The following is a 16,930-nucleotide window of genomic DNA, read 5'->3' on the forward strand; positions in this document are numbered from 1 at the left end:
TCCGCCATGAAAGTCCGCGCGCAGATCGCGATGGTTCTCAACCTCGACAAGTGCATCGGCTGCCACACCTGCTCCGTCACCTGCAAGAACGTCTGGACCAACCGCGAGGGCGTCGAGTACGCCTGGTTCAACAACGTCGAGACCAAGCCCGGCATCGGCTACCCGAAGGATTGGGAGAACCAGGAGCGCTGGAACGGCGGCTGGCGCCGCCGCCAGGACGGCCGGATCGAGCCGCGCATCGGTGCGAAGTGGCGCGTCCTCGCCAACATCTTCGCCAATCCGGACCTGCCGGAGATCGACGACTACTACGAGCCGTTCGATTTCGACTACCAGCACCTGCAGAAGGCGCCCGAGCTGCAGACCTTCCCGACCGCGCGGCCGCGCTCGAAGCTCACCGGCGCCCGCATGGAGACGATCGCCTGGGGGCCGAACTGGGAGGAGATCCTCGGCGGCGAATTCGCCAAGCGCCGGCAGGACCGGAACTTCGAGGGCATCGAGGAGGAGATCTACGGCCAGTTCGAGAACACCTTCATGATGTACCTGCCGCGGTTGTGCGAGCACTGCCTCAACCCGGCCTGCGTCGCCTCCTGTCCGTCGGGCGCGATCTACAAGCGCGAGGAGGACGGCGTCGTCCTGATCGACCAGGACAAGTGCCGCGGCTGGCGGATGTGCGTGTCCGGCTGCCCCTACAAGAAGATCTACTACAATTGGTCCTCGGGTAAGTCCGAGAAGTGCACGCTGTGCTACCCGCGCCTGGAGGCCGGCCAGCCGACCGTGTGCTCGGAGACCTGCGTCGGGCGGATCCGCTACCTCGGCGTGGTGCTGTACGACGCCGACCGGATCGAGGAGGCCGCCTCGACCCGCGACGAGGGCGACCTCTACGAGGCCCAGCTCAAGGTCTTCCTCGACCCTTGCGATCCGCGCGTCCTCGCCGAGGCCCGCCGGGAGGGCATCCCGGAGGCGTGGCTGGAGGCGGCGCGCCGCTCGCCCGTCTACAAGATGGCGATGGAGTGGCGGATCGCCTTCCCGCTCCACCCCGAATACCGGACCCTGCCGATGGTCTGGTACGTGCCGCCGCTCTCGCCGATCCAGTCCGCGGCCGCGGCCGGCAAGATCGGCCTCGACGGCGAGATGCCGGACGTGAGGAACCTGCGCATCCCGGTGCGCTACCTCGCCAACCTGCTCACCGCCGGCAACGAGGCGCCGGTGGTGACCGGCCTCGAGCGGATGCTCGCGATGCGGGCCTACATGCGCGCCAAGACCGTCGACGGGGTGGTGGACGAGGCCCTGGCGGCCCGGGTCGGCCTGAGCGCCGCCCAGGTCGAGGAGATGTACCGGGTCATGGCGATCGCGAATTACGAGGACCGGTTCGTGATCCCGACCAGCCACCGCGAGATGGGCCTGGAGGACGCCTACGACCTGCGCGGCTCCTGCGGCTTCTCCTTCGGCAACGGCTGCTCGGGCGGCCGCACCGAGGCGAACCTGTTCGGCGCGCCGAAGGCCGCCAGGGTCAAGACCCCCGTGGACGTCGCCTGAGGCGGAGCACCGACATGAAGACGCTGAAGGCCCTCTCGGCCCTGCTCACCTACCCGTCGCCCGCGCTGGCGCGGGCGGTCCCGGAGATCCGCGACGTCCTGCACGACGAGGGCGTCCTCGCCCGACCGCGGCGCGACGCCCTGGAGCCGCTGCTGCGCGACCTCGCCGCCGGGGACCTCTACGACCTGCAGGAGCGCTACGGGATGCTGTTCGACCGCACCCGCTCGCTCTCGCTGCACCTGTTCGAGCACGTGCACGGCGAGAGCCGCGACCGCGGCCAGGCCATGGTCGACCTGCGCGGGGTCTACGAGGCGGCGGGCTTCGCGATCGAGGGCGGCGACCTGCCCGACTTCGTGCCGCTCTTCCTGGAATTCTGCGCGCTGCGCCCGCCCGCGGAGGCGCGCCAGCTCCTGGCCGAGCCGGCCCACGTGCTCGCCGCCCTCGGCGAGCGCCTGCGCAAGCGGGACACGGCCTACGCGGCCGTGTTCGAGGCGCTCGTCGCCCTCGCGGCCGCCGCGCCGAGCGAGGAGGCGCGCGGCGCCGTGGTCCCGGACGCGGGCGAGGACCCGACCGATCTCGGGGCGCTCGACGCCGCCTGGGAGGAGGTGGAGGTCCGCTTCGGGCTCGGGGCGGACGCCGCCTGCGGGACCGAGAGCCTCGCCGCCAAGCTGCGCCAGGCCCGGCGCCCGGCGCCCGGGGTCGAGGTGCCCGGGGCGCATCCGTCCCGCGCCGTCTTCACCCACCTGTCCTCCCGCGCCTGAGGAGAGAGGGCCATGGCAAGCAACCTCAACCACGTCCTGTTCGGCTGGTACCCCTATCTCTGCCTGACCGTGTTCCTGGTCGGCTCGCTCCTGCGCTTCGACCGCGAGCAGTACACGTGGAAGGCCGGCTCCAGCCAGCTCCTGCGCCGCAGGCAGCTGATGCTCGGCTCGGTGCTGTTCCACGTCGGCGTGCTGGCGATCCTGGCCGGCCACACGCTCGGCCTGCTGACCCCGATCGCGGTCTTCGACGCCGTGGGCGTGAGCCACGGCTTCAAGCAGGGCCTCGCCATCGTGGCGGGCGGTGTCGCGGGCACGGCCTGCTTCGTCGGCCTCAGCCTGCTGGTGCACCGGCGGCTGTTCGACCCGCGCATCCGGGCGACCTCGTCGGTCTCGGACACGGCGATCCTCCTGATGCTCTACGCCCAGCTGATCCTCGGGCTGTCGACCATCCCGGTCTCGCTCGGCCACATGGACGGCCACGAGATGGTCAAGTTCATGACCTGGGCCCAGGGCGTGCTGACGCTGCGGCCCGGCCTCGCCGAGATCGTCGCGGACGTGCACCCGGTGTTCAAGCTGCACATCGTGCTCGGCATGACGATTCTCCTGGTGTTCCCGTTCACCCGCCTCGTCCACGTCTGGTCGGCGCCGGTCTGGTACCTCGGCCGCCGCGGCTACCAGGTGGTGCGCACGAGGAGGCCGCGGCCCGTCCGCGAGGCCGCAGCGCGCCCCGCCCTCTCGGGGATCCGCCCCGTCCCCGCCCCGCAGCCGGCGGAGTGACCCCGTCCCGGGGCTCGCCCCGGGCTCCCCCTCCCCCGCGCCGAGACGCCCGACCCGAGACGCCCACCATGTCCGCCTGCTCCCTCCACCCCGTTCCCGACGCCCCCAGGCCGCCGATCCGGGTCAACGGCGTCACCATCTCCCGCGCGGCGATCTCGCGCGAGGTGCAGAACCACCCGGCCCCGACCCCGGTCGCGGCCTGGAGGGCGGCGGCGCTCGCCCTGGTGCTGCGCGAGGCGCTCGGGCAGGAGGCGAGGCGCCTGGGCATCGCGGCGCAGCCCGCGCGCGACGCGGAGGGGCGCCGCGAGACCGAGGAGGAGGCCCGCATGCGGGCGCTCGTCGAGCGCGAAGTGGCCGTGCCCGCGCCGACCGAGGAGGAGTGCCGGCGCTACTACGAGCGCAACCCCGCCCGCTTCCGCACGCCGGACCTGTTCGAGGCGTCGCACATCCTGTTCGCCGCGGCCAGGGACGACGCGGCCGCCTACGAGCTCGCCCGGCTCAACGCCCACATGATCATCGCGATGCTCGAGGAGGATCCGGACACGTTCGAGGAACTGGCGCGGCTGCACTCGGCCTGCCCCTCGGGCGAGGTCGGCGGCAGCCTCGGCCAGGTCACGACCGGGCAGACCACGCCGGATTTCGAGGCGGCGCTGCGCGGCATGCGCCCCGGCGAGATCTCCCGCGCACCCGTCGAGACCCGCTACGGCGTCCACGTCATCCGCCTCGGGCGCCGCCTCGACGGGGGCACCCTCCCCTTCGAGGCCGCGAGCCCGCGCATCGCCGCGTACCTGTCCGAGGCGGTCCGGCGCCGCGCCCAGGCGCAGTACGTCGCCCGGCTCCTCGGGCAGGCGCGCATCGAGGGCATCGAGATCCCGGCGCCGGGCGCGCTCAACGTCAATTGAGGAGAGCGCCATGCTGCTCGGCGACATCATCGCGCGACTCGACGACGAGGCCGTCGCCGCCGAGACCCTCGTCCAGCTCGGCGACCTCGTCCTGCTCGGCCGGGTCCAGGAGGCCGCGGCCCGCGCGGGTGTGGCGCCCGGCGCCTTCGCGGCGCGGGCGGTCGGCCTGTTCTCCGACACCGCCTCCGACGAGGAGTGGGTCGGCCTGATCGGCGCGATGGGCCGGACGACCGAGCCCGGCCTCGCCTGCCTGCGCCGGATGGTCGAATTCGCGCTGAGCGCCCCGGGAGGCTCCCATGCCTGCGGACACCGCCACTGAGCCCGCCGCGAACGCGCGCGCGGGGCGCGAGGCCTTCGCCCCGCCCGACCGCGGCCTGCTCGCGCACCCGCTCGACTACCTCCTCGTCGACCACCTGCGCATGCGACGGCTCTGCACCCTCGCCGAGCAGACCGCCGACGAGGACGCCGTCGACCGCGCCCTCGCCCTCGCGCTCGCCGGCCACCTCGTCGGCGACCTCTCCATCCACGGGCTCGACGACGAGGAGGACCTCCACCCGCTGGTGCGGCGCAGGGCCTGGCCCGAGGACCGCGTCGAGGACGTGCTCGGCGCGCTCGCCGGCGACCACGCGCTCGGGGAGCAGCTGGTCGCGGCCCTGGCGCAGGGCCTGTCGGCCGTGGCCGGCGGCGCGGCGCCGGACGACGGCCTGCGCCGGTCCCTCCGCCTGTTCGCGTCCCGCCTGCGCCGGCGCGTGGCCGTCGAGAACGCGCTCGTCATGCCGCTCGCCGGGACGCGGCTGACGGCGGCGGACTTGGCGGGCCTGTCGCGGCGGATGGCGGCGCGCCGGGGATGGCGGCTTGCGGGCGGGGTCGGCCATGCCTGACCGGACCATCGCGGACCTGTTCGACCGGAACGCCGACTGGGCCATCGCCAAGACGCGGCAGGACCCCGGCTACTTCCGCCGGCTGGCGGCGCAGCAGGCCCCCGACTTCCTGTGGATCGGCTGCTCGGATTCCCGCGTGCCGGCCAACGAGATCATCGGGCTCGACCCGGGCGAGCTGTTCGTCCACCGCAACGTCGCCAACGTGGTGCACACGGGCGACCTCAACCTGCTCTCGGTGCTCGAATACGCGGTCGGGACGCTCGGCGTGCGGCACATCATCGTGTGCGGGCATTACGGGTGCGGCGGGGTGCGCCGGGCGTTGCGGTGCGACGGCGGATCCCTGGTCGACCACTGGCTCGCGCCGGTCGCCGCCATCCACGCGCGCCAGCGCGACCGGTTCGCCCCGATCCGCGACGCGGAGGCCCGGGTCAACCTGCTCTGCGAGCTCAACGTCGAGGCGCAGGTCGCGCGCGTGGCGCGCACGCCCATCGTCCGCGCCGCCTGGGCGGCGGGCCGCCCGCTGCAGGTTCACGGCTGGATCTACGGGTTGCGGGACGGCCTGGTGCGCGACCTCTGCGTCACGCACGACGCCGCGGGGCCGCGGGCGTCGCCCGTCCCGGCGCGGCACGTCGACCCGACGCCGGCCGACGACCGCTCGGCTCAGATCAGGCTCAGCGCCGTGCACCTGCTCGACGGCGTCGAGGATGCCCCCTGCGGGGAGGCGGATGCCCGCCGGAGCATGGACCACCGAGAGGCCGCCGCACCATGACCTGCCCGGTCCCCGCCCGCTCCGGCCACCCGCTCGTCGACGGGTACGGCCGGCACGTCAGCTACCTGCGCGTGTCGGTGACGGACCGCTGCGACCTGCGCTGCACTTACTGCATGGCCGAGCGGATGACCTTCCTGCCCCGGCGCGACCTCCTCACCCTGGAGGAGCTCGACCGGCTCTGCTCGGCCTTCGTGGCGCGCGGCGTGCGCCGGATCCGGCTCACCGGCGGCGAGCCCCTGGTGCGCCGGGACGTCGTCCGGCTGCTCGACTCCCTCTCCCGGCACCTCGGGGCGGGCGGGCTCGACGAACTGACCCTGACCACGAACGGGACCCTGCTGGCGGCCCGCGCGCGCGACCTCGCCGCGTGCGGCGTGCGGCGGGTCAACGTCTCCCTCGACACGCTCGACCCGGACCGCTACCGCGCCATCACCCGCCGCGGGGATCTCGGCGCGGTCCTCGACGGGCTCGACGCCGCGCAGGCCGCCGGCCTGTCCGTGAAGCTGAACGCGGTGGCGCTCAAGGGGACCAACGAGGACGAGCTGGAGCACCTCGTGCGGTTCGCGCACGGGCGCGGCATGGACGTGACCCTGATCGAGGTCATGCCGCTCGGCGAGGTCGGACCCGACCGAGCCGACCAGTTCCTCCCCCTCGACGTCGTGCGTCGGCGCCTGGCGCGGCGCCTCACCCTTGAACCGCTGGCATACCGCTCGGCCGGCCCGGCCCGCTACGTCCGCGTCGCGGAGACGGGCGGGCGGCTCGGCTTCATCACCCCGCTGACCCACAATTTCTGCGAGGGCTGCGACCGGGTGCGGGTGACCTGCACCGGCATGCTCTACACCTGCCTCGGGCACGAGGAGGGGCGCGACCTGCGCGCCGCGCTCCGGGGCTCGGAGGGCGACGGGCTGCTGCAGGCGGCGATCGACGCCGCCGTCCTGCACAAGCCGAAGGGCCACGACTTCGTCATCGGACGGGGCGCCGGGGCCGCGCTGGCCCGCCACATGAGCGTCACGGGAGGTTAGCCGTGGACATGGCCCGCATCGGCATCCTGACCGTCTCGGACCGCGCCTCGGCCGGCCTCTACGCCGACGAGGGCGGCCCGGCGATCTGGGCGGAACTCGCGCACCTGCTCGCCTCGCCCTGGGAGCCGGTCGCCCGGCTCGTGCCGGACGGTCTGGAGAGCGTGCGCGACGCCATCATCGACCTCGTCGATGGCGAGGGGTGCGACCTCGTTCTCACGACCGGCGGGACGGGCCCGGCACCGCGCGACCTCACGCCCGAGGGGACGCGGGCGGCCTGCGAGCGGATGATGCCGGGATTCGGCGAGGTGCTGCGCGCGCGCAGCCTGGAGCAGGTCCCGACGGCCATCCTGTCACGCCAGACCGCCGGCATCCGCGGCCGGGCCCTCGTCATCAACCTGCCGGGACGCCCGTCCTCGATCCGCCTGTCCCTGCTCGCAATCATGCCGGCGGTGCCCTACTGCCTCGACCTGATCGGGGCGGCGCGCATCGAGACCGACCCCGCCGTGGTGCGGGCCTTCCGGCCGTCCTGAAATCTGCTCCGAGACCGGTTCCCCGCCATCGGTTCTCCGCCATCGGTTCTCCGCCATGTGCGCCTCCTCCATCTGCGTCGTCGCCTACGGGCGCGCGAGCCGCCCCGACGTGGTCCTGGCGGAAGTCGTCCGCCGGCTCGCCGGCGCCGGATACCGGGTGGGCGGCCTGCTCCAGTTCCGCCGCGGAGGCACTCCGTCGCGCTGCGCGAGCCTGTTCCTGGAGGAGATCGGGTCCGGCCGGCGGGTGGAGATCTTCGAGAGCCGCGGCGGCGCGGCGCGCGGGTGCCGCCTGACCACCTGCGGTCTCGCGGAGGGGGCCGCCTGGCTCGCGGCCGCGGTCGCGGCGGAGCCGGAGCTCCTGTTCGTCAACCGCTTCGGCCGTCAGGAGGCCGAGGGGCGGGGGCTCCGCGCCGAGACGGCGGCGGCGATCGTGGCCGGCATCCCGTCGGTCGTGCCGGTGAGCGAGGCGCTGCTGCCCGCATGGCGCGCCTTCGCGGGAGAGGAGGACGCCGTCATGCCCCCGGATGCGGACCGGATCGAGGCGTGGTGCCGCGGCCGGCTGCTCACGCGCCCATCGCCGTCAGGGCGCGCGGGGGCCCTGGACGGGATGGGCGGCGACGCGCCGGCCCGGCACGCCTGATCCGGGATCCGCTTGATCGAAGCGGATCACGAGCCTGCGCGGCGCCTGTGCGCGGCGCCTGAGCGAAGTCGACATCCGCGGATCGTGCGCGCAGCGGCCGCGCCGGCCGCTGCGGCCCAGCCGCCGTCACCCGAATCCTCGGCCGGGCTTCCCGGCCGCCGGCCGGCAGCGGGCTGCGCGGGGTGGCCGCTGCGTGCCGTGCAACCCGGGAGGCCCCTGCTCGCCGCGATCCCTGTTCACGGTGACCGTGATCAATCCCGCAGGCGCTCCCGGAGGGAGGGGGGCTGGTGGCCGAGCGCCTCCAGGCCCTCGCCGGTGATCCGGTCGGGCGTCCAAGCCGGGCTCCAGACCAGCGTGACGACGACGTCGGGGCAGTCGCCGAAGCGCCGGCGGAGATGCTCCCGGGCGTCCTCCACCAGGAGACCGCCGAGCGGGCAGGTGCGCGTGGTGAGCGTCAGGTCGACCTCGACGCGGTCCGGCGTGCGGAGTGCCCGGTAGACGAGGCCGAGGGCGACGACGCTGACGCCCACCTCGGGGTCGAGCACGCCCTTGAGGCAATCCAGCACGTCCGGGTCGAGGGAACCGGGATCGTCCGCCGCCTCGGTCTCCTGCCGCGCCGCGCGACGTCTCAGCCAGGACAGCATCGTCACCCCCTCCCGTGGTCGCGTCCGGAAGATGTGACCTGTGCCAATCATGGCCTTGATCCAGGTCAATCAGCATCGTCGTCGGAGCCGCTATCCGGGATCGGACCGCCCGGCCGGCGCGCGCCGCCCTGGCGGGCCAGCCGAGCGAGGAGGGACGGCCATGGCTCCGATACCGCGCTTGCGCGCCTACGAGGGACCGGCGGTCCTGTCCTACGGTTTCCGGCCCTTCTTCCTGCTGGCCTCCCTCTACACGGGCCTCGCCGTGCTCGCGTGGCTGCCGATGTTCGGCGGAGACCTCGCGCTCCCGACCGCGTTCGCGGCGCGCGACTGGCACGTGCACGAGATGCTGTACGGCTTCGTCGCCGCGGTGGTGGCCGGCTTCCTGCTCACCGCGGTCCCGAACTGGACCGGCCGGCTGCCGCTGCAGGGAACCCCCCTCCTCGTCCTCGTGCTCGCCTGGGTGGTCGGACGGCTCGCGGTCGGGCTGTCGGCCCTGACCGGCTGGCTTCCCGCCGCGCTGGCCGACCTGTCCTTCCTCGCTCTCCTCACCGCCGCGGTCGCCCGCGAGATCCTGGCCGGTCGCAACTGGCGCAACCTCAAGGTGCTCGGCGTCCTCGCCCTGCTCCTCGGCGGCAACGCGCTGTTCCACGCGGAGGCGCACCTGTCCGGCATCGCCGCGCACGGCACCCGGGTCGGCATCGCCGCGTCGCTGGCGCTCGTCATGCTGATCGGCGGCCGCATCGTGCCGAGCTTCACCCGCAACTGGCTCGCCCGCGAGAACCCGGGACGCCTGCCCGCCTCGGCGGACCGCTTCGACGCGGTCGCGCTGGTGAGTGCCGCCGTCGCGCTCGCCGCCTGGGTCGCGGTGCCGGAGGGGCCCTGGACGGGCGCGGCGCTCCTCGCGGCCGGGCTGCTCCAGGCCGTGCGCCTCGCCCGCTGGGCCGGAGACCGCACCTGGCGGGACCGGCTGGTCCTGATCCTGCACGTGGCCTACGGCTTCGTCCCGCTCGGCTTCGTGCTCATCGGCCTCGCGGCGCTCGGGACGCTGCCGGCCGGGGCCGGCATCCACGCCTGGACCGGGGGCGCCATCGGCGGGATGACCCTCGCCGTGATGTCGCGCGCAAGCCTCGGGCACACCGGCCGGCCCCTTGCGGCGTCCCCCGCCGTGCAGGCGGTCTACGCCCTCGTCGTCGCCTCGGTGCTGGCCCGGGTCTGCGCCTCGGTCCACCCGGCATGGTTCGGCGTCCTGCTTCCCATCGCCGGGACCCTGTGGGCTGCTGCCTTCCTGGGCTTCGCGGCCGCGTACTGGACCGTGCTCACCCGACCCAGGCTCAAGTGAGCGGCGTCGGCATGGGCGCGTAACGCCGTCGCGCGGCGATCCGGGCCCGAACGCGGGACCACGAAAGCTGGAGCGCCCAGCCCTCGCGGTGGGCCGGGCTCAAGGCGCCGCCGCTCCTCATCGTGCCCGCGATCCTCCTCGGTTTCACGGCACTCCCCGCACCTCGCGGGGAGACGGGCGCGCATCGGGGGCCGACGACGGTCACGGCCGGCGCGGGGCGTTGCCTCGCGCACGCGACGCACGTCCCGAGCGGGCCCCGGCTGCCGGACGGCGGGCGTCCAGGAGATCGCCGGCCGGCCCGTCCGCGGCCGTCCCTGCGCGTGCTGCGGCCGAGCCTCGGCAGGCGGAGCCGGACAGCTCCCTTGCGTTTGCTTCGAAGCATGGGCGCGAGCCGTCGAGGGATCGGCTGCGGCCCTTCAACTCCGCGAGTCAGCGACACCGGTCAGGATCTCTTCCGCGCTGAAATCCTCAGCGGATTTCCTGTTCCTCCTCGACATTGGCCGCATGATTTGACAAAGCTATGAACGAATTTGCGATTTTCTCCAAATCATCACATAACTTCTCGCACGACTCTAAAAATACGTCGTGAGTGGTGCCATCAACGTATCTGATCCTCTCCAGATTTTCAATTTCAGCTCGCAAATTCAGGATCTTAATATTGATTTCGGTGGCAATCTTCTCAATGTGAATAGCCCGAGAACCAAGATCGTCTCCTCTTTCGAAAGCGGCCCTCAGGTCGTCTGTGAGCCTCCTGAAGTCGTCTTGCGATGCGTTCACATTCAAGAATGGGATTACATTTTCCATTGCATCCACCATTCTGGTGTTCGGCCGCTCGCATAGTCGAGACAGAATCGTCGTGCGATGCAGCCGCTTTGCTAGTCTTATAGATAAATCCAACACAGAGAACAACTTAGCCGTAGGACGAACATTGCATATGCCGTAGGAACTATATCTATAACATGTGATAAGATCTCGACCGCTAACGATTTGGTAGATCTGTGCCGTTGTAATCTAGGATTGAGTGGCTCCGTCGTATGAGGCCGCGCGAGGCGGCTTGCCGGATGACGGTCCGCATTCCCCGTTCGGAGCGTCGATGCCCCGAACGGCCCGGCGAGGTCCTGCTGCGCGGCGGCGCGCAGCTTGCCGGTGCCGGCCCGTCGCGCGGGCGGCGGGCCGGGCGCGATCGCGGGGCACGACAGGCGCCGGAAGACGCTCCTCCAGGGTGCCGCGCCATCCCGTATCATCGCAAATCCGAATGATCCCTTCGGGATGGCGGATGTGGGCTTCGCTCAAGCGCCGCGCGGGCTCCTGATCCGCTTGATCCCTTCGGGGATGGCGGATCTGGGCTTCGCTCAGGCGCCGCGCGGGCGCGTGATCCCGGATCCGCTCTGGTCAACCGGATCCCGGATCACGGCACTCCGGCGCCGCGAGGCAAGATCGCGACAGCCCTCGGTCGCAGCCGAGTGCTGGGCCGTCAGCGCTCGGCCGAGCGGGACGGACGGCTTCGTGCCCGAACCCGCTCAGGCAGCCTGCACGTTCCGCAGATACGTCGCGACCTCGACGCCGAGCCGGTCCGACTGACGGGCGAGCGCGCCCGCGGAGGCGAGCACCGGCGCCGACGCCGCGCCCGTCTCCGACGCCGCGTCCCGCACGCCCGCGATGCTGGCGGTGACCAGCTGCGTGCCCTGGGCCGCCTGCACCACGCCGCTCACGACCGTGTAGAGCCCGAAGCCGATCGCCAGCATCGCCGCCGCGAGGCAGGCGATCAGGAGGGCCTTCGATCGGCCGGCCGTCTGCTCCGAGCGGGCGAATTCCTGGCCGGTCTCCTGGATCTGGAACGCGGTCAGCTTCTCAAGCGCCGCGTGGGTGGGTCGGACCATGGTGTCGAGCGCGTGCTGGACCATCTGGCGCAGGCCGGCCGAGTCGGTCTCCGCGGCCTGCCCGATGCCGCGCAGCAGCGAGGCGTTCTCCCGCATGCGCGTCTCGACCTCGGAGGCGATCAGCTTCTCCTCCGGAGCCAGGTAGGTGGCCCGATAGGCCGACCAGGCCGAGTTGATCTCCGCCTGCATGCCGGCGACGCGCTCGAGGCCGGTCCGGGGCGCGAGCGCGCTCTCGCGGATCTCGCGCAGGATCGCGGTGATGCGGTCGTAGCCGTCCCGGATCGAGGCGATCTGCCCGAGGCAGACGACGCGATCCTGGTAGATGGTTCGGGTGCTGGCCGTGCTCCAGGACAGCGAGAGGTAGCCCGCCGCGACCGAGACCAGGCTGCTGAGCAGCAGCAGGGTTCCGACAAGTCGCGCTTTGATCGACGAGAGAGCAGTCATGGTACAGATTCCGATCGGTTCGAGGGGCGGCCCCCCGCATCCCAGCGATCGGTGCTCATTTTATCGGACAAATATCTAAAATTTGATATACGACCGGTTAGCAGATGTATTATCTCACGTTGTATGCCTCTCGATAGCACCTGCTACTCGGTCACTTGTGATTGATGGCGCGGGCGCATCAGCCGGAATATCGCGTTGGTCTTAGGTCGTAAGCGGCGGAGGTCGCCCCGATGCGCCGGGAGCGAGAGGCCGGCGCCGCTCAGCGCCAGGATGGCGAGCCACCATCCGACGGGAGCGAACGCAACGCCTCCCGGGTGCCTGAGACCCTCGAACGAGGCCACGGGCGCCCGCCCGCGGCGGGCGGGGCGTCACGGGCAGACGCCGAAGGAGACGCAGTGGTCTGCCGTCGACAACTCCGCGCCGACGCGGCCGGCAGGCGCCGAGGCCTCCGACGTCGGCGGAGAGGTCAGCATCGTGGCCCAGAACGCCGCCGTGGCGAGGGCGAGAGCGGCGGCGAATAAGCTCAGCTTGTTCATGCAAGCCTCCCACATCGTGCCATGCGGCAGCCCGGTCCACAGGCGATCACCTGCGCGACGTTGTCGGCTGGCATCATGCACGAATAAAGTTCTCGCCCAAAGCACGAATCGTGAGACTAGTGTCGAATGGCAGCGGTTGCATTGCGTGCGATCTTATATTCACGCGATCGATCATCCTCCATCTGAAGGATGTCGCGGCGAATTCTTTCTGCTTCACGAGATCGCGCGCCGCACACACGCCGGACCGCGGGCGGCACCGCGTGGCAGCCGCTGTCCTCGTGCGGCCCGACCGGCCCCGGCCGGACCGCCGCGCCTGCGAGGCGCGCGGACGGGGCGGCGTCCCGGCGCGCCGGTGTCCCGCTCGCCCCTCCCTGAGCCGGCTGACCCGATCCCGCGCTAGAGCATTTTCCGACGAAGTGGATGCCGGTTCGTCGCAGAAAATGCGGCAAGATCAAAGATCGAGAGCGGCACCCGGTTGCAACGTGATCGGGTGCTGCTCTAGGCCGCCGTCGCGGGGCGCGCCTGGATGATGGGCGCGGCCGCGGCCAGGATCGCGGCGCGATCGCGGGAGAGCGGTGGGTAGATGCGGCTGCCGTTGATCGTGCGCTTGATCGCCTTCGCCGCTGCGCCCTCGGCCATCAGACGTTCGCGGTCCCAGCCCGCGGTGTAGACGGCCCCCCACTCGCCGAGATCGAGCACCGTGACGTAATCGGGCGCCGCGAACGGTCGGCAAAGATCCGGCCGCTCTGCCAGGTCGCAGACCGCGTTGTGTCCCGCGAAGCGGCCCATCGGCCGCGCGTGCTGGCACGACATGACCGTCCGGTGACCGGCATCGTCGGCGTCGGCCACGGCGACGTCGCCCGCCGCGAACACGGCCGGGACGCCGATGACGCGCATCAGCGCGTCCACGGGCAGCCTGCCGAGGTCGTCGCGGGGTACCCCGAGCTCTCCGGCAAGGGGACTCGCCCGCATCCCGGTGGCACAGACCACGGTGAGCGCCGGGATCGCGGTTGCGTCGCCGAGGGTCACGCCCGCCGCGTCGACCGCCGCAACGCCGCCGACGACGGATTCCACGCCGGCCGCCGCCAGGGCCTGCCGAATGGCCGGCATCGCCGCGCCGCCCATCGCGGACCCGACCTCGGCGGAGCGGTCGACCAGCACGGTCCGTACGGGACCTGCCTCCCCGGCCCGGTCACGGGCCGCGGCGAGGCGGGCGGGGAGTTCGCAGGCGAGTTCGAGTCCGACGAGTCCGCCGCCGACCACGACGGCGGTCCAGCGTCCGGTCCGGTCCCGACCGGCACCGCGGCCGAGCCCGTCGAGGTGGCGGGCGAGCTGGCGCGCGCCGGCGAGCGTGTCGATGCTGAGTGCCGCGTCGATCCCCGGCACCTGGGGGCGGGTCAGGACGCTGCCCGGGGCGAGGATCAGCCGGTCGTACGCGAGCGTGAACGGGCCGGGCCCGCCCCGGGGCTGCACCACGAGGCGGCGCGCGACGGCATCGATCCCCGTGACGGTCCCCTCGATCCGGTCGACGTCGACGGGACCGAGCACGTCGTCGAGCGGCACGGCGAGGGGCGCGAGGTCGGCCTCGTAGCAGCGCACCCGAATGACGTGAAACGGGTCCGGTGCGACGAGGGTGACGGCGATCTGTCCGCTCAGCCCGAGCGCGTCGCGGGCCCGCGCGGCCGCTGCCGCGCTCCAGAGGCCGGCGAAGCCGCCGCCCACCACCAGGATCCGCTTGGCCATTGAGAGTTGCCTCCGCGCACGGACCAGACGCTCTCACCCTAAGCATCATTCGCCGAAGTGGTCACCGGTTTGGCGGCAAGAATGATGCGAAACCAAAAGTCTAAGCAGAATTGCGCCATGCAATTCTGCTGAGCAGAGCCTCGCAGGCGCTGGAGCGGTCCGCCGCGTCCGCGGCCTCGTCCGGATCCACGAGCGCTCGTGAAGGAACGCTCTCGGCGCGGTGCCGCGTGCCGCTTCGGCGGCGTCCCGCGTGTTTCGATGACATCGGCGCATCTCGGCCCCTCGGATCCCGGTCGTCGCCTCGCAACTTGGGGGGTGCGCGGCAACTTGGGGGGCGCGGCAACTTGGGAGGTGCGCTGGCGCCGCGTGCGGCCCCGCCTCTCGTCTCGGCGTGGAAGCTCCGGCACGACGCGGACGGCCGCCCGTGCCGGAACCGAGGCCGGACCGGGCACGAAGCCGCTCCGTGACGCGGCCGGGAGCCTCGGCGTGCATTCCGTGAGATCGAGCATGAGATCGGGGCAGCGTCGGCACGCAGGCTTCGTCCTTCGCGGCCCGCGCAAGAACGCGGTCGACATGCTGCCGGAAACCGGCCGCACCGAAGCCGTGGTCTCGGCGATCGCCGAGATGACCAGATGGTGCGTCGCTCCGGCCGGGACGTGAACGAGCGACGGCCGGCCGTCAACGCGACGAGGACGCTGGAGGAGGGCTGGGCCGAGACCCGCCGCAATCTGTTCGTGGCGGGTGCCGGACCGCGGGGCTCGGCCTGAATTTGGCAACCGGAGGCTCTGAGAGCTTGGGATCCTCTGCTGAAACCCTGTCCGAGGCAAAGCGTTTGGGCGTCGTCATCAGCCTGGGAGAGGGATCCCCCATGACAACGCGTCTTCCTATCGGTCTGGCCCTGCTCGTGCTCACCACGAACCTCACCCTTGCGCAGACCGCGCCGACTGCACCCACGACCCCGGCGCCCGCACCCGCGGCTCCAGCCCCGCAAACGTCCCCAACGCCCGCACCTTCGGCCCGAGCCAGCGGCGATCTGAAGGAATGGGAAGCCGCAAAGGCGAGCAAGATCGGCTTGGCGCAGGCACTGGCCACCGCCGAAAGTCAGGGCGGACAGGGCGGCCGTGCCATTGACGCCGACTTCGAGAAGGCCAAGAGCAACAATCCGGCCCATTGGGAGATCAAAGTCGTCTACCCGGATGGCAAGCTGGTCGAGCATTACATCAACGCCGACACGGGCGCGCTCATCAAGTCGGAGAACCAGCCGATTGAGCGCTACTTCACGCGCCTGAAGGTCAGCGATTTCCAGAACGCCAAGACCTCGTTGAAGGACGCACTCGCGATAGCCGAGCAGAAGGCCGGTGGCGGGAAAGCATTTGAGGCCGAAGTCGAGCGCGAGGGTAGCTCGGTAGCCTACGAGATCAGTGTAGCGCTGTCCGACAGGAGCCAGAAGATCAAAGTCGGGCCAGACGGTAAGGTGATCGACTAAGCACGCGAAGAGAACGCGACCGCCGCCTTGGAACAGGCAGGGCGGCGGGTGAAGGCGTCGGCCAGCTCATCCGACATCCGGTTGATGGCTTCGCCATCTCCGATTTCGGCCATGCGGATGGCGGCGTCGCTCAGGCGCCGCGCTCAGGCGCCGCGCAGGCTCGTGATCCGGGATCCGCTTCGATCAAGCGAATCCCGGATCACTGGCCAAGGCGGTCTGGACGTCGCGGAGCCCGGCCGCCATCGCGTCGGCAAAGAGAAGCCCGCCGCGGCAGGACCGGGCGGGCTGAAACGCTGTGGTGGTTCCGGACGATCAGAACCGAAAGAAGCTCGGCAGGGTGAACGACGGCAGCACTTTGAAGGACGAGAAGCTGAACGCCTTGAAGAGTTCCTTCGGCGGCAGCGGCTGCGGGTTGAGGCCACCTGACACCTGATCGAGGTCCGCGTCGGACATGGCCGCCCGCGTGTCGAGCTTCAGCTGAGCCGGTTTCGTCCGGGTCTTGAGCATCATCGTCTCCTCTGCGTCAGCGCGTTTGCTGACCAGCATCGTGAAACGGTGCGCGGGAGGCGGCTGTGCTGCGCCACACTCCGGCCGCAAGAGCCGAGGTGTCGCGGCGACGAGGACGGCCCCCACGGCGAAGGGTGCCGGGCGGGCCAGGGCAGGCTCGAAAGATCGTCTGATGAGGCCCGGTTGCTCCGTTGCCATCCACAAACGGCCTGGGCGATTGGGGCGAGGGTGTGGCTGAGCACGCGCAGGACAAGATCGTTGAAACCGCCCGTCAACTCGGCATAGGCTAACCAATATTGGTCGTGAATTTGGCATCGTGGCGATATTCGGCAATGGGGAAGCAGGGCGCGACGATGCAGGAGATCACTCACGTGCGGCAGGCCACCCGCGGAACGGAGATGGTCACGGACAACTTCTCGCATGTCGGGCGCTCGCGCATCATGCCCATCATCGGATCCAGGACGTTCGGATCCAAGACGTTCGGATCCAGGACGTTCGAATCGAGGACGTCACGACCATCCTGACGCGTGTCGAAG

Annotated in this window: 18 protein-coding genes and 1 pseudogene; 13 read left to right on the top strand and 6 right to left on the bottom strand. The window is 71.3% G+C overall.

Features of this window, described 5'->3' with window-relative positions; all coding sequences use genetic code 11:
- Window positions 1-6: 6 nt before the first annotated feature.
- The 10 genes and pseudogenes from narH (at window position 7) to MET2598_RS0134300 (ending at window position 7,815) form a co-directional block, all read left to right on the top strand.
- Window positions 7-1,536, top strand: a complete 1,530-nt coding sequence (gene narH, locus MET2598_RS0134255; RefSeq protein WP_018263886.1) for a nitrate reductase subunit beta — start codon at window positions 7-9, stop codon at window positions 1,534-1,536.
- A gap of 14 nt (window positions 1,537-1,550) precedes the next feature.
- Window positions 1,551-2,297, top strand: a complete 747-nt coding sequence (narJ, locus tag MET2598_RS0134260) for a nitrate reductase molybdenum cofactor assembly chaperone (protein WP_012335352.1) — start codon at window positions 1,551-1,553, stop codon at window positions 2,295-2,297.
- A gap of 12 nt (window positions 2,298-2,309) precedes the next feature.
- Window positions 2,310-3,074, top strand: coding sequence for a respiratory nitrate reductase subunit gamma (gene narI / locus MET2598_RS0134265; RefSeq protein WP_012335351.1), 765 nt, complete (start codon window positions 2,310-2,312; stop codon window positions 3,072-3,074).
- Between the two features lie 68 nt (window positions 3,075-3,142).
- Entirely contained in the window at window positions 3,143-3,976 is an 834-nt protein-coding gene (locus MET2598_RS0134270; protein ID WP_018263887.1) for a peptidylprolyl isomerase, read from the top strand.
- Window positions 3,977-3,986: 10 nt separating this feature from the next.
- Window positions 3,987-4,295, top strand: coding sequence for a hypothetical protein (locus MET2598_RS0134275; protein WP_012335349.1), 309 nt, complete (start codon window positions 3,987-3,989; stop codon window positions 4,293-4,295).
- Complete coding sequence (locus MET2598_RS0134280; protein ID WP_012335348.1) at window positions 4,273-4,857, top strand: hemerythrin domain-containing protein; 585 nt, start codon at window positions 4,273-4,275, stop codon at window positions 4,855-4,857. The genes MET2598_RS0134275 and MET2598_RS0134280 overlap by 23 nt, the downstream gene beginning before the upstream one ends.
- A pseudogene (locus tag MET2598_RS0134285) lies at window positions 4,832-5,431 on the top strand (carbonic anhydrase); the annotation flags it as partial. The gene MET2598_RS0134280 and the pseudogene MET2598_RS0134285, both read left to right, overlap by 26 nt.
- Window positions 5,432-5,622: 191 nt before the next feature.
- Window positions 5,623-6,645 (top strand): GTP 3',8-cyclase MoaA, encoded by a 1,023-nt coding sequence (gene moaA, locus MET2598_RS0134290; RefSeq protein WP_018263889.1) that lies wholly within the window; start codon window positions 5,623-5,625, stop codon window positions 6,643-6,645.
- A gap of 8 nt (window positions 6,646-6,653) precedes the next feature.
- Window positions 6,654-7,175 (top strand): molybdopterin adenylyltransferase, encoded by a 522-nt coding sequence (mog, locus tag MET2598_RS0134295; protein ID WP_012335345.1) that lies wholly within the window; start codon window positions 6,654-6,656, stop codon window positions 7,173-7,175.
- Between the two features lie 55 nt (window positions 7,176-7,230).
- A complete protein-coding gene (locus MET2598_RS0134300; RefSeq protein WP_018263890.1) occupies window positions 7,231-7,815 on the top strand; it encodes a DUF2478 domain-containing protein in 585 nt (194 codons plus the stop codon).
- A gap of 251 nt (window positions 7,816-8,066) precedes the next feature.
- Here the strand turns inward: MET2598_RS0134300 and MET2598_RS0134305 are convergent, their stop codons facing one another.
- Window positions 8,067-8,459, bottom strand: a complete 393-nt coding sequence (locus MET2598_RS0134305) for a metal-sulfur cluster assembly factor (protein ID WP_018263891.1) — start codon at window positions 8,457-8,459, stop codon at window positions 8,067-8,069.
- 160 nt (window positions 8,460-8,619) lie between these two features.
- On the opposite strand from MET2598_RS0134305, the gene MET2598_RS0134310 reads away from it, so the two are divergent.
- On the top strand, window positions 8,620-9,798 hold the full coding sequence (locus MET2598_RS0134310; protein ID WP_026191087.1) for an NnrS family protein: 1,179 nt from the start codon (window positions 8,620-8,622) through the stop codon (window positions 9,796-9,798).
- Window positions 9,799-10,266: 468 nt separating this feature from the next.
- Here MET2598_RS0134310 and MET2598_RS41830 read toward each other — a convergent pair whose 3' ends face one another.
- The 4 genes from MET2598_RS41830 to MET2598_RS0134325 form a co-directional block, all read right to left on the bottom strand.
- Window positions 10,267-10,614 carry a hypothetical protein gene (locus MET2598_RS41830; protein WP_157182315.1) on the bottom strand — a complete coding sequence of 116 codons (348 nt, stop codon included), beginning with the start codon at window positions 10,612-10,614 and terminating at the stop codon, window positions 10,267-10,269.
- A 704-nt stretch (window positions 10,615-11,318) separates the two neighbouring features.
- On the bottom strand, window positions 11,319-12,122 hold the full coding sequence (locus tag MET2598_RS0134315; RefSeq protein ID WP_018263893.1) for an MCP four helix bundle domain-containing protein: 804 nt from the start codon (window positions 12,120-12,122) through the stop codon (window positions 11,319-11,321).
- A gap of 368 nt (window positions 12,123-12,490) precedes the next feature.
- Entirely contained in the window at window positions 12,491-12,658 is a 168-nt protein-coding gene (locus MET2598_RS42480) for a hypothetical protein (protein ID WP_018263894.1), read from the bottom strand.
- A 498-nt stretch (window positions 12,659-13,156) separates the two neighbouring features.
- On the bottom strand, window positions 13,157-14,401 hold the full coding sequence (locus MET2598_RS0134325; protein WP_018263895.1) for an NAD(P)/FAD-dependent oxidoreductase: 1,245 nt from the start codon (window positions 14,399-14,401) through the stop codon (window positions 13,157-13,159).
- Between the two features lie 632 nt (window positions 14,402-15,033).
- On the opposite strand from MET2598_RS0134325, the gene MET2598_RS43500 reads away from it, so the two are divergent.
- Together MET2598_RS43500 and MET2598_RS0134335 are read left to right on the top strand one after the other, a co-directional pair.
- Window positions 15,034-15,168 carry a hypothetical protein gene (locus MET2598_RS43500; RefSeq protein WP_012335339.1) on the top strand — a complete coding sequence of 45 codons (135 nt, stop codon included), beginning with the start codon at window positions 15,034-15,036 and terminating at the stop codon, window positions 15,166-15,168.
- Window positions 15,169-15,269: 101 nt separating this feature from the next.
- Window positions 15,270-15,887, top strand: coding sequence for a PepSY domain-containing protein (locus tag MET2598_RS0134335; RefSeq protein ID WP_012335338.1), 618 nt, complete (start codon window positions 15,270-15,272; stop codon window positions 15,885-15,887).
- 312 nt (window positions 15,888-16,199) lie between these two features.
- Here MET2598_RS0134335 and MET2598_RS0134340 read toward each other — a convergent pair whose 3' ends face one another.
- Window positions 16,200-16,397 carry a hypothetical protein gene (locus tag MET2598_RS0134340; protein WP_012335337.1) on the bottom strand — a complete coding sequence of 66 codons (198 nt, stop codon included), beginning with the start codon at window positions 16,395-16,397 and terminating at the stop codon, window positions 16,200-16,202.
- Window positions 16,398-16,930: the final 533 nt, after the last annotated feature.

Origin of the sequence: Methylobacterium sp. WSM2598, from assembly GCF_000379105.1 — a bacterium.
Classification (GTDB): domain Bacteria; phylum Pseudomonadota; class Alphaproteobacteria; order Rhizobiales; family Beijerinckiaceae; genus Methylobacterium.

Excerpts from the sequence above, each read along its gene's own strand:
- narH (WP_018263886.1), top strand. The coding sequence starts at position 7 with ATGAAAGTCCGCGCGCAGATCGCGATGGTTCTCAACCTCGACAAGTGC.
- narJ (WP_012335352.1), top strand. The coding sequence starts at position 1,551 with ATGAAGACGCTGAAGGCCCTCTCGGCCCTGCTCACCTACCCGTCGCCC.
- narI (WP_012335351.1), top strand. The coding sequence starts at position 2,310 with ATGGCAAGCAACCTCAACCACGTCCTGTTCGGCTGGTACCCCTATCTC.
- MET2598_RS0134270 (WP_018263887.1), top strand. The coding sequence starts at position 3,143 with ATGTCCGCCTGCTCCCTCCACCCCGTTCCCGACGCCCCCAGGCCGCCG.
- MET2598_RS0134275 (WP_012335349.1), top strand. The coding sequence starts at position 3,987 with ATGCTGCTCGGCGACATCATCGCGCGACTCGACGACGAGGCCGTCGCC.
- MET2598_RS0134280 (WP_012335348.1), top strand. The coding sequence starts at position 4,273 with ATGCCTGCGGACACCGCCACTGAGCCCGCCGCGAACGCGCGCGCGGGG.
- moaA (WP_018263889.1), top strand. The coding sequence starts at position 5,623 with ATGACCTGCCCGGTCCCCGCCCGCTCCGGCCACCCGCTCGTCGACGGG.
- mog (WP_012335345.1), top strand. The coding sequence starts at position 6,654 with ATGGCCCGCATCGGCATCCTGACCGTCTCGGACCGCGCCTCGGCCGGC.
- MET2598_RS0134300 (WP_018263890.1), top strand. The coding sequence starts at position 7,231 with ATGTGCGCCTCCTCCATCTGCGTCGTCGCCTACGGGCGCGCGAGCCGC.
- MET2598_RS0134305 (WP_018263891.1), bottom strand. The coding sequence starts at position 8,459 with ATGCTGTCCTGGCTGAGACGTCGCGCGGCGCGGCAGGAGACCGAGGCG.
- MET2598_RS0134310 (WP_026191087.1), top strand. The coding sequence starts at position 8,620 with ATGGCTCCGATACCGCGCTTGCGCGCCTACGAGGGACCGGCGGTCCTG.
- MET2598_RS41830 (WP_157182315.1), bottom strand. The coding sequence starts at position 10,614 with ATGGTGGATGCAATGGAAAATGTAATCCCATTCTTGAATGTGAACGCA.
- MET2598_RS0134315 (WP_018263893.1), bottom strand. The coding sequence starts at position 12,122 with ATGACTGCTCTCTCGTCGATCAAAGCGCGACTTGTCGGAACCCTGCTG.
- MET2598_RS42480 (WP_018263894.1), bottom strand. The coding sequence starts at position 12,658 with ATGAACAAGCTGAGCTTATTCGCCGCCGCTCTCGCCCTCGCCACGGCG.
- MET2598_RS0134325 (WP_018263895.1), bottom strand. The coding sequence starts at position 14,401 with ATGGCCAAGCGGATCCTGGTGGTGGGCGGCGGCTTCGCCGGCCTCTGG.
- MET2598_RS43500 (WP_012335339.1), top strand. The coding sequence starts at position 15,034 with ATGGTGCGTCGCTCCGGCCGGGACGTGAACGAGCGACGGCCGGCCGTC.
- MET2598_RS0134335 (WP_012335338.1), top strand. The coding sequence starts at position 15,270 with ATGACAACGCGTCTTCCTATCGGTCTGGCCCTGCTCGTGCTCACCACG.
- MET2598_RS0134340 (WP_012335337.1), bottom strand. The coding sequence starts at position 16,397 with ATGATGCTCAAGACCCGGACGAAACCGGCTCAGCTGAAGCTCGACACG.